This window comes from Streptomyces radicis, assembly GCF_003626575.1.
GTDB classification, from domain to species: Bacteria; Actinomycetota; Actinomycetes; order Streptomycetales; family Streptomycetaceae; genus Streptomyces; species Streptomyces radicis.
On the sequence record NZ_RBDY01000023.1, the window covers coordinates 64,121 to 81,097 of the forward strand.

Sequence of the window (16,977 nt, forward strand, 5' to 3'; positions counted from 1 at the left end):
GATCTGGGACACGCGCGTGGCCGGCGACTCCTGGAGGTTCCCACCCCGGCGGCGGCCATGCGCGCGACGGTCCGCCGTTCGAAGGAACCCCTCACGTCTCATCGGCGCGCGCCCCCGGCGCCTTGAGGGCGCGTGGCCCGTTTCCGCAGGCCAGCGGCGGGTACTCGGGCGGCTCAAGCGACACACGGGGGACACGCGAGGGACACCCGAGGGAGGTGACGCGCGGTGAGCGACACGACGCCACGGACGGACCCCTACGCGGCGGTCGAGCCCGACCCCGACGCCACCGACGGCGCGTGTCTGCGGGTCACCCTCGCCTCGGGGCGCGCGGTGCGGTTCGCGTGCACGATCCCCGTCACCGGGGTGCTGCGGCTGCGCCAGGAGGGCCCCGACGCCACGTCCGACGACGGCTCGCCCGTGATGACCCCGGTGGCCACCCGCCCCGCCCGCGTCGTCGCCGTCCCCGGCGGCGTCGAGATCACCGGGCCTGGCGTGCGCGCCACGTGGCGCGGCGGGCAGGGGCTGCGGTTCGGCGCGTACGAGCGGTTCGCCGACCCGGCGGCCGACACCGTGCCGTTCAGCGCCGGATACGAGCCGCCATCGCCGGGCCACCCCGTGGGCCGCTGGGTGGAGACCATCCACCTCGCGCCCGACGCGGCCGTCTACGGCGGCGGCGAGAGCTACCAGGGCATCAACCTGCGCGGCAGGCACCGCAGGCTGCGCAACACCGAGGAGAGCAGGGCCGCGGGCCGCGACTCCGCCTATCTCAACGTGCCGCTGATCTGGTCGGACGCGGGCTGGGGCCTGTTCGCCCACACCGGCGGCTCGGTCGAGGCCGACCTGGGCGCCACCCACTCCGAGGCCGCCGAGGTCGCGATCGGCTCCCGCAGCCTCGACCTCTTCCTGCTCTCGGGCACCGCCACCGAGATCCTCGACCGCTACCAGGCCCTCACGGGCCGCCCCCGCGACCTGCCCGCGTGGGCCTTCGGCGTCTGGATGAGCCGCTCCTCCTACTTCACCGCGGACGAAGTGGTCGCCACCGTCGACGAGTTGCACGAGGCGGGCTGCCCCGTGGACGTCATCCACGTCGACGAGTGGCTCTCCGAGTCCGTCCTCGACGACGCCGCCTGGAGCACCGCGCCCGACCGCGCCCGTTTCCCCAGGGGCTGGGCCCGCGCCCTGGCCGAGCGCGGCGTGCGCACCAGCCTGTGGATCAACCCGTACGTCAAACGCGGCACCCCCCTCGCCGACGACCTCGCCGACCGCGGCTTCCTCGTCACCGACGGGCAGGGGGCGCCCGTGCCCACCGCCGACAACCCCGACACGTTCGTCATCGACTTCACCGACGCCGCCGCCCGCGCCTGGTGGGGCCGACGCGTCGCCCACACCCTGGAGGAGGAGGGGAACGCGGCGTTCCTCGCCGACTTCGGCGAGGAGATCCCCGAGGAGGCCGTCTTCGCCGACGGCACGCTCGGCTGGGAGCGCCGCAACAGCTACGGGCTGATCTACCAGGACGCCATCAGCGAGGCGGGCCTGGCCGCGCGCGACGGCGACTTCCTCGCCATCTCCCGCTCGGGCACGGCCGGTTCGCAGCGCGACCCCGCGCACTGGGCGGGCGACCTGCCCTCCACATGGGGCGGCATGGTCTCCACCCTGCGGGCCGTGCTCTCCATGGCGCTCTCGGGCGTCGGCGTGGTCACCTATGACGCGGGCGGCTACTGGACCCCCGACTCCTACGCGCTCGCCGGGCGGCTGCGGAGGACCATGGAGCCCTACCGGGTCCCCGCCGACGTGGAGCCCGAGCTGTACGGCCGCTGGGCGCAGTGGGCGGCGTTCTCCCCGATCATGCGCTTCCACGGCACGGGCCGCCGCGAGCCCACCGCCTACCCCGAGCCCGCGCGCGGCGCGGCCGTCGCCGCCTGTCGGCTGCGCCACCGGATGCGCTCCTACATCGCGCGCGCGTCCGCCGAAGGGCCGCCGCTCATGCGGCCGATGCCGCTGGCCTACCCGGGCGACAGGGCCGCGCGCGACGCCGACCTCCAGTACCTCTTCGGGCCCGACGTGCTGGTCGCGCCCGTCCTCGAGCCGGGCGGCCACCGCGCCCTGTGGGTGCCGGAAGGCGACTGGACCCCGCTGCTCGGCTGCCCGCCGCTCAGCGGCCCCGGCTGGCGCGAAGTCCGGTGCGGTCCGGGGGAGTTCCCTGCCTTTGTCCGCGCGGAACGCGGACCCGCCGCCGTTCTCGACGGCTGATACCCCAACGCCTCACCGCTCGCCGAGGAACGCCTCGATCAGCTTCTCCGCCGCCAGCGTCGCCGTCAGCCTGCCCTCCCTGACCCGCTCCGCCACCACGGGCGCGAGCTCCGCCACCCCCGGGTGCCGCTCCAGGGCGCCGAGCACGTGGTCGCGCACCATCGACCACATCCAGTCCACCTGCTGCTCGCGCCGCTTGGCGGCCAGCCGCCCCGACGCGTCCAGCGTCGCCCGGTGCTTCTCCAAGCGCTCCCACACCGTGTCGAGCCCCGCGGATGTCAGCGCGCTGCACGTCAGCACCGGCACCGTCCAGCCCTCCTCGGCCGGGTGCATCATCCGCAGCGCCCCGGCCAGCTCCCGCGCCGCCGCCTTGGCGCCCTGGAGGTGCTCGCCGTCCGCCTTGTTGACGGCGATGACGTCGGCCAGCTCGAGCACGCCCTTCTTGATGCCCTGGAGCTGGTCCCCGGTGCGCGCCAGGCTCAGCAGCAGGAACGAGTCGACCATGCCCGCCACGGCCGTCTCCGACTGGCCCACGCCCACGGTCTCCACCAGCACCACGTCGTACCCCGCCGCCTCCATCACCACGACGCTCTCGCGCGTCGCCCGCGCCACCCCGCCGAGCGTCCCCGCGCTCGGGGAGGGCCGGACGAACGCCGCCGGGTCGACGGCCAGCCGCTCCATGCGGGTCTTGTCGCCCAGGATCGATCCGCCGGTCCTGGTGGACGAGGGGTCGACGGCGAGTACCGCCACCCGGTGCCCGAGCCCCGTCAGCATCGAGCCGAAGGCGTCGATGAACGTGGACTTGCCCACGCCCGGCACCCCGCTGATCCCGATCCGCCGCGACTGCCCCGCGTGCGGCAGCAGGTCGAGCAGCAGCCGCTGGGCCAGCTCCCGGTGGTCGGCCCTGGTGGACTCCACCAGCGTGATGGCCCTGGCCACATGGGCCCGTGACCCTTCCAGGACGCCCTTGGCATAGGCGTCGATGTCGATTCCGCGCGGCACCCTCGGCTCCTCGGACGCGTTCCTCCCTGACACCATCCCCGCGCCGCGCCGTTACAGCTCGTGGCCCAACGCCGCCGCCACGGTGATCAGCAGGTCGTGCGCGGCGTCGGGGATGACCGTGCCAGGGGGGAAGACCGCGGCGGCGCCCATCTCGTGCAGCGTCGCCACGTCCGCGGGCGGGATCACCCCGCCGACCACGATCACGATGTCGTCGCGGCCCGCCTCGGCCAGCTGCTCGCGCAGCGCGGGCACCAGCGTCAGGTGCCCGGCGGCCAGCGACGAGACGCCGACCACGTGCACATCCGCCTCCACCGCCTGCCGCGCGACCTCGGCCGGGGTCTGGAACAGCGGGCCGACGTCCACGTCGAAGCCCAGGTCGGCGAAGGCCGACGCGATCACCTTCTGGCCGCGGTCGTGCCCGTCCTGGCCCATCTTGGCCACCAGGATCCTCGGGCGCCGCCCCTCGGCCTCGGCGAACGCGGCCACCAGACGCCTGGTCCTGTCCACACTCGGCGCCTCTTTCGCTTCCTCCCTGTACACCCCGGTGATGGTACGGATCTGCGCCGAGTGGCGCCCGAAGACGTTCTCGAGCGCGTCCGAGATCTCGCCCACGGTGGCCTTGGCGCGCGCCGCCGACACGGCGAGGGCCAGGAGGTTGCCCTCGAGGCCGCCGCGCCCCGAGGCGTCCCCCGCGGCGGCCGTCAGCGCGGCGAGCGCCGAGCGGCACGCCTCGTCGTCGCGCTCGTCGCGCAGCCGCCGCAGCTTCTCGACCTGCTGGGCGCGGACCGCGGAGTTGTCGACCGCGCGGACCTCGATCTGCTCGTCGGCGTCGACGCGCCGCGTGTTGACGCCGATGACCGGCTGGCGGCCCGAGTCGATGCGCGCCTGCGTCCTGGCCGCCGCCTCCTCGACCCGCATCTTGGGCAGCCCCGCGTCGATCGCCGCGGCCATGCCGCCCGCCGCCTCGACCTCCTCGATGTGCTGCCAGGCCCGCCGCGCCAGGTCGTGCGTGAGCCGCTCCACATAGGCGCTGCCGCCCCACGGGTCGATCACGCGCGTGGTGCCCGACTCCTGCTGGAGCAGGATCTGGGTGTTCCGCGCGATGCGCGCCGAGAAGTCCGTCGGCAGCGCGAGCGCCTCGTCGAGCGCGTTGGTGTGCAGCGACTGCGTGTGCCCCTGGGTGGCGGCCATCGCCTCGACGCACGTGCGGGTGACGTTGTTGAACACGTCCTGCGCCGTCAGCGACCAGCCCGAGGTCTGCGAATGGGTGCGCAACGACAGCGACTTGGGGTTCTCGGGGCCGAACTGCCGCACCAGCTTGGCCCACAGCAGCCGGGCGGCGCGCAGCTTGGCGATCTCCATGAAGAAGTTCATCCCGATCGCCCAGAAGAACGAAAGGCGCGGCGCGAACGCGTCCACCGAGAGCCCCGCGTCCAGGCCCGCCCGCAGATACTCCACGCCGTCGGCCAGCGTGTACGCCAGCTCGAGGTCGGCCGTCGCCCCCGCCTCCTGGATGTGGTACCCGGAGATCGAGATCGAGTTGTACCGCGGCATCCGCTGCGACGTGAACGCGAAGATGTCGGAGATGATCCGCATCGAGGGCCGCGGCGGATAGATGTAGGTGTTGCGGACCATGAACTCCTTGAGGATGTCGTTCTGGATGGTCCCCGCCAGCTTCTCCGGCGGCACCCCCTGCTCCTCGGCCGCGACGATGTACAGCGCGAGCACAGGCAGCACCGCGCCGTTCATCGTCATCGACACCGACATCCGGTCGAGCGGGATCCCGTCGAACAGCTGCCGCATGTCGTAGATGGAGTCGATCGCCACGCCCGCCATGCCGACGTCGCCCGTCACCCGCGGGTGGTCGCTGTCGTAGCCGCGGTGCGTCGGCAGGTCGAACGCCACCGACAGGCCCTTCTGCCCCGCCGCCAGATTCCTGCGGTAGAACGCGTTGGACTCCTCGGCCGTCGAGAAGCCCGCGTACTGCCGGATGGTCCACGGCTGGTTCACATACATCGTCGGGTAGGGGCCACGCAGATACGGCGCCACGCCCGGGTAGGTGCCGAGGAAGTCGAGGCCCTCCAGGTCCTCCGCCGTGTACAGCGGCTTGACCGAGATGCCCTCGGGCGTCTCCCACAGCAGGTCCTCGACACTGCGGCCCGCGCCCTCCTTCACGGCGGAACGCCACTGCTCCGCCGTGCCTTCGGTGGTCGCGGGGCCCAGGCCGATGCCCGCGAAGTCGGGGATCTGCATCACGCCACTCCCAGGTGGTCGAGGACGGAGGTGAGGACGGCGACCGCGTCGCAGCCCGCGAAGACGAACGTGTCGATACCGGACTTCTCATAGGCTTCCCGCGCGTCCCCAGGCCGACCCGCGAGGAACACCCGGCTCGCGCCGCCCGAGGTCAGCGCCCTGGCGACCGCCTCGGCCCGCTCGGCGTACAGCGCGTCGCTCGAGACCAGGCACGCCACCGTGGCCCCGCTGGCCGCGAGCGCCTCGGCCGCCGACGCGGCGTCCACCGTCACCGGCTCGTGCACCGGCTCGATGCCCGCCGCCTTGAAGAGGTTCGCGGCGAACGTCGCGCGCGCCGTGTGCGCCGCGGGGGAGCCGAGCGCCGCGAGGAACACCCTCGGCCGCGCGCCCGTCGCCGCCAGGTGCGCGTCGGTGCGCGCCCGCAGCGCCTCGTACGCCTCGTCCCTGCGCACCCGAGGCAGCCCGCCGCCCGGCGGCCTCGGCGCGGGCTCGCGCACCACGGGCGCCTGCTCGGGCTCGGGGAACTCGCTGACGCCGGTGACCGGTTCGCGGCGGGTCGCGAGCCGCGCCGAACGCCGTTCCCACGTGTCGGAGAGCCGCGCGGCCACCAGGCCCGAGCCGAGCGCGGCGGCCTGGCCGCCCGCCCCCTCGATCTCCTGGAACCACGCCCACGCCGCCTGGCTCAGATCGTGCGTCAGCCGCTCCACGTACCACGAGCCGCCCGCGGGGTCGATGACCCGCGCCAGGTGCGACTCCTCCATCAGCACGGCCGAGGTGTTACGGGCCACGCGCCGCGCGAACGCGTCGGGCAGGCCGAGCTCGTCGTCGAACGGCAGCACCGTCACCGCGTCCGCGCCACCCGTCCCCGCGGCCAGGCAGGCCACGGTGGTGCGCAGCATGTTCACCCACGGGTCGCGGCGGGCCATCATCACGGGCGACGTCACCGCGTGCTGCCGCTGCGCCCGCCCGGCGGGCGCCACCCCGCAGACCTCCGCGACCCGCGCCCACAGCCGCCGCGCGGCCCGCAGCTTGGCGATCGTCAGGAACTGGTCGGCGGTGGCCGCGTACCTGAACTCCAGCAGCGCGCACGCCGCGTCCACCGGCAGCCCGGCCGCGGTGAGGTCCCGCAGATAGGCGACGCCGGTGGCCAGCGAGCAGCCGAGCTCCTGCGCCGCCGAGCCGCCCGCCTCGTGGTACGGCAGCGCGTCGACGGTCAGCGCCGTCACCCTGGGCAGCTCCCGGTGGTACCGGGCGGCCGACTCGGCCGCGGCGGCGGAGCGTTCGGCGAGGTCCGACGTGTCGCCCGTGCGGGCCGCGAGGCCCAGCGGGTCGGCGCCCAGGTGGCCGAGCGCGTCCTGGGGCGCGACGCCACGCGCCGCGAACAGCGCGATCAGCTCCCGCGCCGCCGCCTCCGTCTCGGCGCCCGCGTCGAGCACGACGGGCGCCAGGTCGAACAGCACGCCGTCGAGCGCCCTGCCGAGGTCGGCCACGGGAACGCCCCCCGCGCCGACCGTCAGCCACACCGACGTGGCGCCCCCCTCGAGATCGGCGAGCACCGCCTCGTTGGTCCGCACCGGATCGGGGTCCGTGTGCCGCTGCCGCACGTCCCACCCCGAGACCGCGGTCCCCGCGGCCCCGCCCCCGCGCACGAACGGCGGGAAGCCGGGGAATCCCGGGTCGTCCACCGCGTCCTCCGCGGTGTACAGCGGCCGGGTGACGAGCCCGTCCTCCAGCCGCGTCGCCAGCGCGTCCTCGACCGCGCGCCCCGCCAGCTCACCCTTGCCCGCCTTGCGCAACACCCCGGCCACGAGGCGCTGCCACTGCTCGCGGGTGGCCTCGGGGAACTCGGCGGCCAGCGGGAGCCCCTCATCAGTCACGACCGTCATGCACCGACTCTATGCCGCGCGGCTAAACGCGCCCCAAAGCAGAACGCTACGGTCGCTGTGACCCCAGCCACGCCACGTCTCGCCGTGCCTTGCGATGGGGTGGGTGCGGGGTGCTGGCGCACCCCGCGCCCCGCGCCCGCCGTTCCGCGGCTCCGCCGCTCCGTCGCCTCCGGCGAGGTCTCCCGGACGCGGTCCGGCACCTTGGCCTTCGGCGTTGGGGTCGGTGCGGAGCGGCGACCTGCCGTCGGGCGGTCCGGGTGGTCGGGGCGGAGTTGGCGCTGCCGCGAGCACCGGACGTTGTCCGGTCGCCTTCGGCGGGCCCCGGGCCCTGGCTCGGCTGCGCGGGGGCCCGTCCCGGGGCTGGTGCGGAGTGGCGGGCTGTCCGGTGGTCGGGGCGGAGTTGGTGCGGGGTTGCGGGGCCCGGGCGTTGTCCGGCGGCCTTCCGAGGGGCCCGTTCGTTGTCCGGGGCCGGTGTCGCGAGGTGCCCTCGCTCGCAGGGGGCGGACCCGCCCCGGGGGGCCGGAGGGCCCCCGGGCCCGCGCCTGAGCGGTGCTGCCCGGGCAACGCCCGGGGCCTCAGCCGAGGATTCCTCTGTCGTACGCCGCCGCCACCGCCGCCGCGCGGTCGTTGGCGCCGAGCTTCGCGAACACGTGCGCCAGGTGCGTCTTCACCGTTGCCTCGCTGATGAACAGCTCCGCGGCGATCCTGCGGTTGGACGTGCCCTTGGCGACCAGCCTCAGCACCTCGCGTTCACGCGCGCTCAGCGGCTCGTTCCGCGGGCCCCGCACGCGGGAGACCAGGCGTGACGCGACGGCGGGGGAGAGGACCGTTCTCCCGTCGGCCGCCGCCCGCACCGCCGTGAACAGCTCGTCGCGCGGCGCGTCCTTCAGCAGGTAGCCGGTCGCCCCCGCCTCGATCGCGGGCAGCGTGTCGGAGTCCGTGTCATACGTCGTCAGCACGAGTACCCGCGCCCGCACCCCCGACCGGCCGAGCTCCCTGATCGCCGCCACCCCGCCGCCGCCCGGCATCCGCAGGTCCATCAGCACCACGTCCGGGTCGAGCGCCACCGCGAGCCGCACCCCCTCCACCCCGTCCGCCGCCTCGCCGAGCACCGCGAACCCGGGCGACGCCGCGAACATGCCGCGCAGCCCGTCCCGCACCACGGGGTGGTCGTCCACGATCAGCAGCGTGATCACCCGCCCGCCCTCCGCCTCAGCCATGGCGCGCCCCCGCCGCCACCGGCACCACGGGCAGCCGCGCCGACACCGCCGTGCCCTGGCCCGGCTCCGACTCGACGTCCACGCTGCCCGCGACCCGCTCCGCCCTCGCCCGCATCCCGCCGAGCCCGAACCCCCCGCCGCCGCCCGCCCGTTGCGGCAGCGCGGCGACGTCGAAGCCGCGCCCGTCGTCCCGCACGTCCAGCGTCACCTCGTCCTCCATGTACGACAGGGTCACCCCGATCCGGCTCGCGCCCGCGTGCCGCCCGGCGTTGGCCAGGGCCTCCTGCGCGATGCGCAGCAGCGTCGCCTCGATCTCGTCGTGCAGCGGCTCGACCGCGCCGGTCACCGTGAACTCCACCGGCGTCCCGGCCGCCCGCGCGCTCACCGCGGCGATCTTCCGCAACGCCTCGGGCAGCGCGTCGTGTTCGAGCGCGGCCGGGCCGAGGTCCCGCACCGAGCGGCGCGCCTCCCCGAGGCTCTCGCGCGCCAGCGCGGCCGCCCGCGCCACATGGGCGCGCGCCGCGTCCCGGTCCGGCGTGTCCTGCGCCGCCTGGAGCTGGGTGACGACCCCGGCGAGCCCCTGGGCGATGGTGTCGTGGATCTCGGCGGCCAGTCGGTTCCGCTCGTCCTGCACCCCCGCCTCCCTGGCCTGCACGAGGAGCTGGGCGTGCAGCCCCGCGTTCTCCGCGAGGGCCTGTTCGAGCCGGGCGTTGGCCCGCCCGAGCGCCTCGATCGTGGCCGCCTTGGCCCTGGAACGCTCCTCCTCCCGCAGCCCCAGCGTTCCGAAGATCGTCGTGAGCGAGACGTGCAGCGCGAACAGCGCGCCGAACACCACCCACTGCGTCGCCTCCTGGGGCGGCAGCCCGCCGGACTGCGACCCCGCCATCGTCACCGCCGTCGCCCCGAACCCGACCCACAACCACCGCCCGCTCAGGATGTGGGCCCCGTCGAAGTAGCCGATCAGGCCGTAGATCGCGAAGAACGGGTTCAGCCAGGACAGCGCGAACGCCAACCCCGTCCGCAGCGCGTAGTACAGCCGCCCCGCGGGGGAGGGCGCCGCCGGGTCGTCCGACGTCCGCCACCACCAGCGTTGCAACGCCACGGCCGCGGCGAGCAGCGGCACCGCCGCCCATCTGTCGCCCGTCGTCATCAGCGCCTCGCTCGACGCCGCCGACAGCGCCGTGCCCAGGCCCAGCAGCGCATGGGGGCCATGGCGGAAGAAGCGCCGCCACCACCGGTCGACGCCGTCGCGCCCCGCGGGCGTGCCTTCCGTCCCCTCCATGCCCCCCAGCATGCCGCGCCCTACTCCCACCGGAACCAACGGGCCGCCACCCCGAGGAACAGCAGCCCCCACACCCCGGTGACCGCCACGTCGAGGCCGTGCGGCCAGTTCCCGGCGGCCGCCCGGTCGAGCGCCGCGGCCGAGGCCCCGAACGGCGTCAGCTCCACCACGTCCCCGAGCAGCCCCGGCATCGTGCTCACCGGCACATAGACGCCCGCGCTGAACATCGCGGGAAAGAAGATGACCAGCCCCAGGGTCTGCGCTGCCTTGGCGCTCGGCGTGAGCGCGGCGATCATCCCGCCGAGCGCGAGCGACGTGAACGCCGCGAGCAGCACGGCGAGTCCGTAGCCCACCGGCTGCCCGGCCGGTTCGACGTCGAACGCCAGCCACCCGACGGCCAGCGTGAGCGCCACCGCGACCAGCACCGCGCCCCCGTGCACCGCGAGCTGCGCGGCCAGCAGCGACGAGGGGCGCGCGGGCGTGGCGGACAGGCGCCGCAGGATGCCGCGCTCCCGGTACCCGCTGAGCACCACCGGCATCGACTGCACCCCCGCCATGATCATGGCGAGCAGCACGGCGATCGGCACATAGAGGTCGACCACCCGCAGCCCGTCGAGCTCCTCGTCGACCTCGCGGAACGCGGGCACCAGGCCGAGCGCGGTCAGCAGCAGCGCGGGAAAGGCGACGATCCAGAAGAGCGCGCCGGGCTCCCGCGCGAACAGGCGCGCCTCCGTCCTCAGCACGACGGTCGTGGCGGTCATGGCCTGTCCCCCTCCGTCAGGTCGAGATAGGCGTCGTCGAGCGACGCGCTCTCCACGCGCAGCCGCCCTGCGGTGAGCCCGCGCCGGGCGATCAGCGCCATCGCGGCGTTCACGGTCTCCTCGCTCCCGCGCACCGTCACGCGGCCGTCCTTGCGCGCCACGTCCGTCGCGCCCGGCAGCGCGGCCAACTCCCCTTCGGGCAACGGCCCCGACGGCACGAACGACATCACCGTCGACCCCGCCGCCCGCCCGATCAGCCCCACCGGGGTGTCGAGCGCGGTGATCCGGCCCCCGTCGATCAGCGCCACCCGGTCGCACAGGTGCCGCGCCTCCTCCATGAAGTGTGTGACCAGCACGACCGTCACACCCGAGTCGCGCACGCGCTCGATCAGCCGCCACGTGTTCCGCCGCCCGCGCGGATCGAGCCCGGTGGTCAGCTCGTCGAGCACCACCACGCGGGGCCGCCCGATGAGCGCGAGCGCGATGAACAGCCGCTGCCGCTGCCCGCCCGACAGCTTCCCGAACCGCGCCCCGATCCGGTCGGCAAGACCCAACTCCTCCACCAACTCCCGCCAGTCGGCGGGCCGTTCGTAGAAGGCGGCATACAGCTCCAACGCCTCGCGCACGGTGAGCTTCTCCTGCACCTCGCTGCGTTGCAGCTGCACCCCGACCACGCGGGTCAACGCCTCACGCTCGGCCACGGGGTCGAGCCCCGCCACCCTGACCCGCCCCTCGTCGGCCACCCGCAGCCCCGAGACGCACTCGACGGTGGTGGTCTTCCCCGCGCCGTTGGGGCCGAGGATCCCGAAGATCTCTCCGTCGTCGACGGAGAACGACACCCCGTCGACGACGGGGCGGCCCCCGTACGCCTTGCGCAGCCCGGCCACTTCGATGATTGCCATGGGGTCAGCGTGCGGCCGGGCCCGCTGTCGTCACATCGGCCAAGTCGCTCGTCCCGGCATCAGCCGATCGGTGGATGGGGGATGAGGGCGACGGCGGCTACGGGCTGGACGTCCTCCCGCTCGCCGTCGGCCGAGTGCTGCTTTCGTTGTGGGTGCGGGTAAGAGCTGGCACCTACGGGGGAGGGGGCGTCGGGTGTGCGGCCGTCTCTGTCACCGGTCGGTCTCGTTGTGGGCTGCGACCGTTCGCCAGCCGGGCGCAGCGGATACCGGTTTGCGGATGGCCGACTTCCGCGTGGTCGGCCGGGGTGGCGCGCACCCTTCGGGCCTGCCCTGGCCGCCGCTCTCGTCGTTCACCGCGCGCACGTTGAGCTGAGGTAGCGGGCCGGTTCTTTATCCGCCGCTTACCCGGGGTCGGGGTCTCTTCTGAAACGGCGCACACTTTGTGTTGAACAAAACGTGCCTCGTTTGAAAAGAGACCCCGACCCGGCATAAGCACCACATAAACGCCGCACCGCCGAGACGGCGCGCTACCTGAGCTCAACGGACATCAGGATTGAAAACGCTTCGGGCGGCCAGGGCAGGCCCGAAGGGTGCGCGCCACCTCAGCCGACCACCGGGAAAACGGCCGCCCGCAAACCCTTCGCGGCTGCGCCCGTTCGGCGAACGGTCCAGGCCAGCGACGAGACCGACCGTTTACCGGGGCGGCCGGTCACCCGACGCCCCCTCCCCCGTAGGTGCAAGCCCTGACCCGCACCCACCACGAACCCGACCAACCGGCAGACGGCGGGCGGGAGGACGTCCAGCCATTAGCCGCCCCACCCGAACGACCCGCGCCCTACCCCACCCCACCACCCCCAAGACGAACCCACGCATCACACCCCACCACCACCCCCTCGACAAGCCCGGCGTTGGGCGCATCGTTCGCATCGATCCACGCACGGGACGCGAACTCCGTGCGGCCATGCGCCACATGGCGCCGCATCAGCCGCGCGTCCCGCACATCGGGCGGCGCGTCCACGTACCACAGCCGGTCCATCAGCGCCCGCGCCTCGCGCCAGCCGGGGAGGTCGCACGCGAGATAGTTCCCCTCGGTCACGATCAGCCGCGCCCCCGGCGCCACCCGGTGGCTGGCGGCCACCGGCTCGTCGAGGTCGCGGTCGAAGTCGGGGACGTACACATCCCGCCCGTCGTCCCGCGCCAGCCGCCGCAGCAGCGCCGCGTACCCCCACACGTCGAAGCTCGGCTCCGACCCCTTGCGGTCCCGCAGGCCGAGCCGATCCAGCTGCGCGTTGGACAGGTGGAAGCCGTCGAGCGGCACATACGCCGCCGCCTCGCCCAGCGCGTCCACCACCGCGCGCGCCAGCGTGGACTTCCCCGCCCCTGGCGCCCCCGCGAGGCCGAGGACCGCGCGCCGGTCCTCCCGCACCAGCGCCCGTGCCGCCTCGATCGCCTGGGCCCGCTCCGTGAGTTCCATGCCCCGAGTCTTTCCTTCCCCGTTCCCCGCCGCCACCTTGGAAGCGCTCCCATCAACCCCGTGGTCGCCATCGTCGAGCCGCGCGCGCTGCCGCACGTCCATGTCTGTCTGGACCTCGGCAACCACAAGACCGTCGGCTCAGCCCCGCCCGGCGGCGCGCTGGGGGCCGGTCAGGGCCGCTCGACCACGATCTCCTCCGGGTCCTTGTCGGGCCGCAGCCCCCGCCATGACGACTGGCGCAGCCGCCGGTCCCGCGTCCAGCTGCGGAACGCCACCTCGCCGACGAGCCGCGGCTCCACCCAGCGCGCGGTGCGGGCGTGCGGGCGGGGGACCGGGTCGGCGAAGGGGCTGGTGGGGCGGGTCAGCGGGGCGAGCCGGGCCATGAGGTCCCCGAGCGCCGCCGCGCGGAACCCCGTGCCGACATGGCCGAGGTAACGGAGCGCGCCGCCCTCGTCGAACGCCCCGAGCAGCAGCGACCCCAGCGTTCCCCCGCGGCGCCCCTCGCCCGGCTGCCAGCCGCCGATGATCGCCTCCTGCGTCCTGATCAGCGGCTTCTTGATCCAGAGCTTGGAGCGGCGGCCCGGCTGGTAGGGCGAGTCGAGCCGCTTGGCCATCAGCCCCTCGAGGCCGTGCTGTTGGGCCACCCCCAAGAGCTCGTCGGGGCGCGCGTCGGGTCCCGAGTAGCTCGGCGGGAACGCCAGCCGCGCCGCCGCGTCCGGCCCCTCCACCTCGGCCGCCAACTCCTCGAGGACCGCGCGCCGCCGCTCGTACGGCTCGTCGAGCAGGGTGTCCCGGTCGAGCAGCAGGACGTCGAACACGAAGTAGGTGACGGGTGAGCCGCCGCCCTCGCGGCCGCGTCGGCGGCGGCGTTGGAGCAGCCCGAAGTCCGGGCGCCCCGCCTCGTCGAGCGCCACGATCTCGCCGTCGAGAACGGCGGCCCTGCCGCGCAGCGCCCGCCCCGGCGGATCGTCGAGCTCGGGGTAGGTGGCGGTGAGGTCGTTGCCGTTGCGACTGGTCAGCCGCGTGGTGCCGTCGCGGGCGACGCGGACGCAGGCGCGGTATCCGTCCCACTTGTACTCGTACGCCCATGCGCCGGTGGGGAGTTCGGCGTCGATGGCCAGCATCGGCGGGATCGCGTCGGGGACCGCGCCTGGGCGCGTCGGGGGCGTTGCGGCCATGGGCACAGTAGACGCCGGGGGCCCGCCCCGGCCACGCACGGTAACCGGAACGGCGCACGCGTGCGTGTCCCGTCCCGATGCCACGGCTACTCCGCATCCCGCACCCTGCAATTCTCAAAGTTCCTGTTGCGACCTGAACTTGGCAGTGACATAGTGAAGTGACGCGTTTCACCTGAGTGAACGGGTGCGCGGCTCATCGGCCAGACGAAAGGCGGCAGCATGGCTTTTCCCGCCACGGCGCCTCCCTCCGGCCCTGCCCGGTCGCGACCCCTCGGCCGCGGCGAGCCGGTATCGGTGCAGGATCGGTTCGCCGTGCCGTGGTCCCCTTCACCCGGGCCACTTCTCAGCACCGCCTGGTGCGTGGCCGACCCCGCCGACGGCGCCCGCCGGTCGGTCCGGACGGTCGCGCTCCGGCGCCCTTGACGGGACGCCAGCATGGATCGACCACGAGTCAGCACCCCACCACGTGTCAGCTCCCATCTGTATCTGCCGGTCACCATGCCCGACGGAAGACCCGGTGACGCGGTGGGCGTCTCCGAGGAGCACGGGCGCTCGATCATGACGAGCCTGCCGCGCGCGGGCGCGGTGTTCGCGACGGGGTTCCAGTGGTGGTGGGTGGTGCCCTCCGAGTCGCAGGTCGGCCTGACGTGGCCCTCGACCGCGCGGTACTGGCCGGGCGCGTGCCGCCCCGGGCCGCTGCGCAGGAGCCGTCTGTCGAGGCTGGTGCCCCGGCTGATCCACTGGCCCGACGACGACGTGACGCCCTACACGCACCCGTTGCTGCTCTACATCGCCGTGTGCCGCCTCGCGGGCGTGCCCCCGGCGCTGTCCTCGCCCGCGGCGTCGGGCTGCGACTGTCGCTGAGCGGGCGCGTTTGCTAGACAGTGGGGCATGACTGACACCCCATCACCACCACAGGCCACCACGGTGAGCGACCATGTCGCCATCGTCACGGGCGCGAATCAGGGCATCGGCGCCGCGACGGCCAGGGCGCTCGCCGTGCGCGGCGTCGCCGTCCTGTGCGCGTATCTGCGCCTGCGCGACCCCGAGGAGGCGGAGCAGGGCGAGCGATACGCCGAGGCCCGCGCGGCCGACGGCGAGGCGGTCGCCGAGGAGATCAGGCGCGCGGGCGGCAGGGCGGCGGCGTTCGAGGCGGACCTGACCGACCCGGCGTCGGCGGCGGCCCTCTTCGACGCGGCCGAGGAGCGGCTCGGCCCGGTCGACATCCTCGTCAACAACGCCTCCGGCTGGGTCCAGGACACCTTCACCCCCGACGCGGTCGACGCGCTCGGCCGCCCGATGCGGCCGGTGTCGGCGGAGACGTGGTCGCGCCAGTTCGCGGTGGACGCGATGTCCCCCGCCCTCCTGATCGGCGAGCTGGCCCGCAGGAGCCGGGCGCGCGGCGCCCGTTGGGGCCGCGTCATCGGCCTGACGTCCGGGAGCGACATGGGCTTTCCCAGCGAGGTGTCCTACGGCGCGGCGAAGGCCGCGCAGAACAACTACACGATGTCCGCGGCGTTCGAGCTCGGCGACCTCGGCATCACGGCCAACGTCGTGCTGCCGCCCGTGACCGACACGGGCTGGGTCACGGACGAGGTCAGGGAGTTCGTGGCGTCGAGCGCGACGCACTTCCATGTCGCGGCCCCCGAGGAGGTCGCCGAGGTGATCGCCTTCCTGGCCTCGGACGAGGCATCCCTGATCACGGGCAATGTGATCACGTTGCGGTAGCGCGTGGCGCCCGCCGCGTGCGGGGTCGTGTGGGGTCGTGTGGGGGGAGACGTTCGCCAACCCTTAACCAGGGCAAGGGGCTTGGGATAACGTCACCGGCTAGTTTCTCCGTCCTGGTTCTCCGTCTCGGAGGACGTCTCCCCCCCACAACCCGTCGGCCCACGCCGGGGCCGACCCAGGAGGACACCGTCGTGAACCTCAGACTGTCGGCCGCGCCCTCGCGGCGCAGGCGGCTCGGCCGGATGTCGGTCGTCGGATGCGCCGCGGCCGCGCTGCTCATCGGCTTCCCCGGGACCGCCCTCGCGGACCCGCCGCAGGCACTGCCCGCCAACGCCAGCGGCCTGGAGCAGACCTTCCAGCCCGCCTACGACTATGACGGGGACGGCTGCTACCCCACCCCGGCCATCGGCGCCGACGGCACCATCGCCCCCGGTCTCGCCCTCGGCGGCGACGTCAACGGCCAGTGCCGCGACCAGTGGGACCTCGACAACACCAACGGCTACGCGCGCGAGAAGTGCAACAACGGCTGGTGCGCGATCATCTACGGCCTCTACTTCGAGAAGGACCAGGCCACCCTGGGCCCCGGCGCCATCGGCCACCGGCACGACTGGGAGCATGTGGTGGTCTGGGTGCGGAACGACGAGGTCCAGTATGTCGCGACCTCGGCGCACGGCGGCTTCGACATCCACCCGCGGTCCTCGGTGCTCTTCGACGGCACGCACCCCAAGATCGTCTACCACAAGGACGGCCTGAGCACGCATGCGTTCCGGCTCGCCAACGGCAACGACGAGCCGCCGGAGAACCACTACGGCAGCTGGCAGTTCCCCGACCTGGTCGGCTGGAACGGCTTCCCCTCCGACTACCGCGACCGGCTCAGCCAGGCCGACTTCGGCAGCGCGGTCCTCGGCCTGAAGGACGACACGCTCGGCAGCCACCTGGAGCGCGCGAAGCCCTCGGGCATCCCGTTCGACCCCTGGGCCTGAGCCCGCGTCCCGGTGTGAACGGCCCCCGGGCCGAGGGCCGTTCACACCGGTGCCGGTG

13 protein-coding genes are annotated in these 16,977 nt (G+C 74.1%); 4 read left to right on the forward strand and 9 right to left on the reverse strand.

The features are described from left to right. The first annotated feature begins 225 nt into the window (after window positions 1-225). Entirely contained in the window at window positions 226-2,250 is a 2,025-nt protein-coding gene (locus D7318_RS23910; RefSeq protein WP_120699255.1) for a glycoside hydrolase family 31 protein, read from the forward strand. A gap of 12 nt (window positions 2,251-2,262) precedes the next feature. Here D7318_RS23910 and meaB read toward each other — a convergent pair whose 3' ends face one another. From meaB to ligD, 9 genes are all read right to left on the reverse strand, one after another. Beyond that, the gene (gene meaB / locus D7318_RS23915; protein WP_120699256.1) at window positions 2,263-3,252 is read right to left on the reverse strand and encodes a methylmalonyl Co-A mutase-associated GTPase MeaB; all 990 of its coding nucleotides are present in this window, start codon (window positions 3,250-3,252) and stop codon (window positions 2,263-2,265) included. 51 nt (window positions 3,253-3,303) lie between these two features. Beyond that, window positions 3,304-5,505: a methylmalonyl-CoA mutase gene (gene scpA / locus D7318_RS23920; protein ID WP_120699257.1), complete on the reverse strand. Its 2,202-nt coding sequence runs from the start codon at window positions 5,503-5,505 to the stop codon at window positions 3,304-3,306. Continuing rightward, entirely contained in the window at window positions 5,505-7,391 is a 1,887-nt protein-coding gene (locus D7318_RS23925; protein ID WP_120699258.1) for a methylmalonyl-CoA mutase subunit beta, read from the reverse strand. The genes scpA and D7318_RS23925 overlap by 1 nt, the downstream gene beginning before the upstream one ends. A gap of 575 nt (window positions 7,392-7,966) precedes the next feature. Then, window positions 7,967-8,611 carry a response regulator gene (locus D7318_RS23930; protein WP_120699259.1) on the reverse strand — a complete coding sequence of 215 codons (645 nt, stop codon included), beginning with the start codon at window positions 8,609-8,611 and terminating at the stop codon, window positions 7,967-7,969. Continuing rightward, window positions 8,604-9,893 (reverse strand): sensor histidine kinase, encoded by a 1,290-nt coding sequence (locus D7318_RS23935; RefSeq protein ID WP_120699287.1) that lies wholly within the window; start codon window positions 9,891-9,893, stop codon window positions 8,604-8,606. The genes D7318_RS23930 and D7318_RS23935 overlap by 8 nt, the downstream gene beginning before the upstream one ends. Before the next feature lie 20 nt (window positions 9,894-9,913). Beyond that, window positions 9,914-10,654 (reverse strand): ABC transporter permease, encoded by a 741-nt coding sequence (locus tag D7318_RS23940; RefSeq protein WP_120699260.1) that lies wholly within the window; start codon window positions 10,652-10,654, stop codon window positions 9,914-9,916. After that, window positions 10,651-11,556 (reverse strand): ABC transporter ATP-binding protein, encoded by a 906-nt coding sequence (locus D7318_RS23945; RefSeq protein ID WP_120699261.1) that lies wholly within the window; start codon window positions 11,554-11,556, stop codon window positions 10,651-10,653. Before D7318_RS23945 ends, D7318_RS23940 begins: the two co-directional genes overlap by 4 nt. A gap of 835 nt (window positions 11,557-12,391) precedes the next feature. Further along, entirely contained in the window at window positions 12,392-13,030 is a 639-nt protein-coding gene (locus tag D7318_RS23950; protein WP_120699262.1) for a nucleoside/nucleotide kinase family protein, read from the reverse strand. 170 nt (window positions 13,031-13,200) lie between these two features. After that, window positions 13,201-14,208 (reverse strand): non-homologous end-joining DNA ligase, encoded by a 1,008-nt coding sequence (ligD, locus tag D7318_RS23955; RefSeq protein WP_220729770.1) that lies wholly within the window; start codon window positions 14,206-14,208, stop codon window positions 13,201-13,203. 435 nt (window positions 14,209-14,643) lie between these two features. Here ligD and D7318_RS23960 point away from each other — a divergent pair, with 435 nt between their 5' ends. From D7318_RS23960 to D7318_RS23970, 3 genes are all read left to right on the forward strand, one after another. Beyond that, complete coding sequence (locus D7318_RS23960) at window positions 14,644-15,072, forward strand: hypothetical protein (RefSeq protein WP_147437793.1); 429 nt, start codon at window positions 14,644-14,646, stop codon at window positions 15,070-15,072. A 27-nt stretch (window positions 15,073-15,099) separates the two neighbouring features. Continuing rightward, window positions 15,100-15,936, forward strand: coding sequence for an SDR family NAD(P)-dependent oxidoreductase (locus tag D7318_RS23965; RefSeq protein ID WP_120699265.1), 837 nt, complete (start codon window positions 15,100-15,102; stop codon window positions 15,934-15,936). A 242-nt stretch (window positions 15,937-16,178) separates the two neighbouring features. Then, complete coding sequence (locus D7318_RS23970; RefSeq protein ID WP_120699288.1) at window positions 16,179-16,919, forward strand: NPP1 family protein; 741 nt, start codon at window positions 16,179-16,181, stop codon at window positions 16,917-16,919. Window positions 16,920-16,977: the final 58 nt, after the last annotated feature.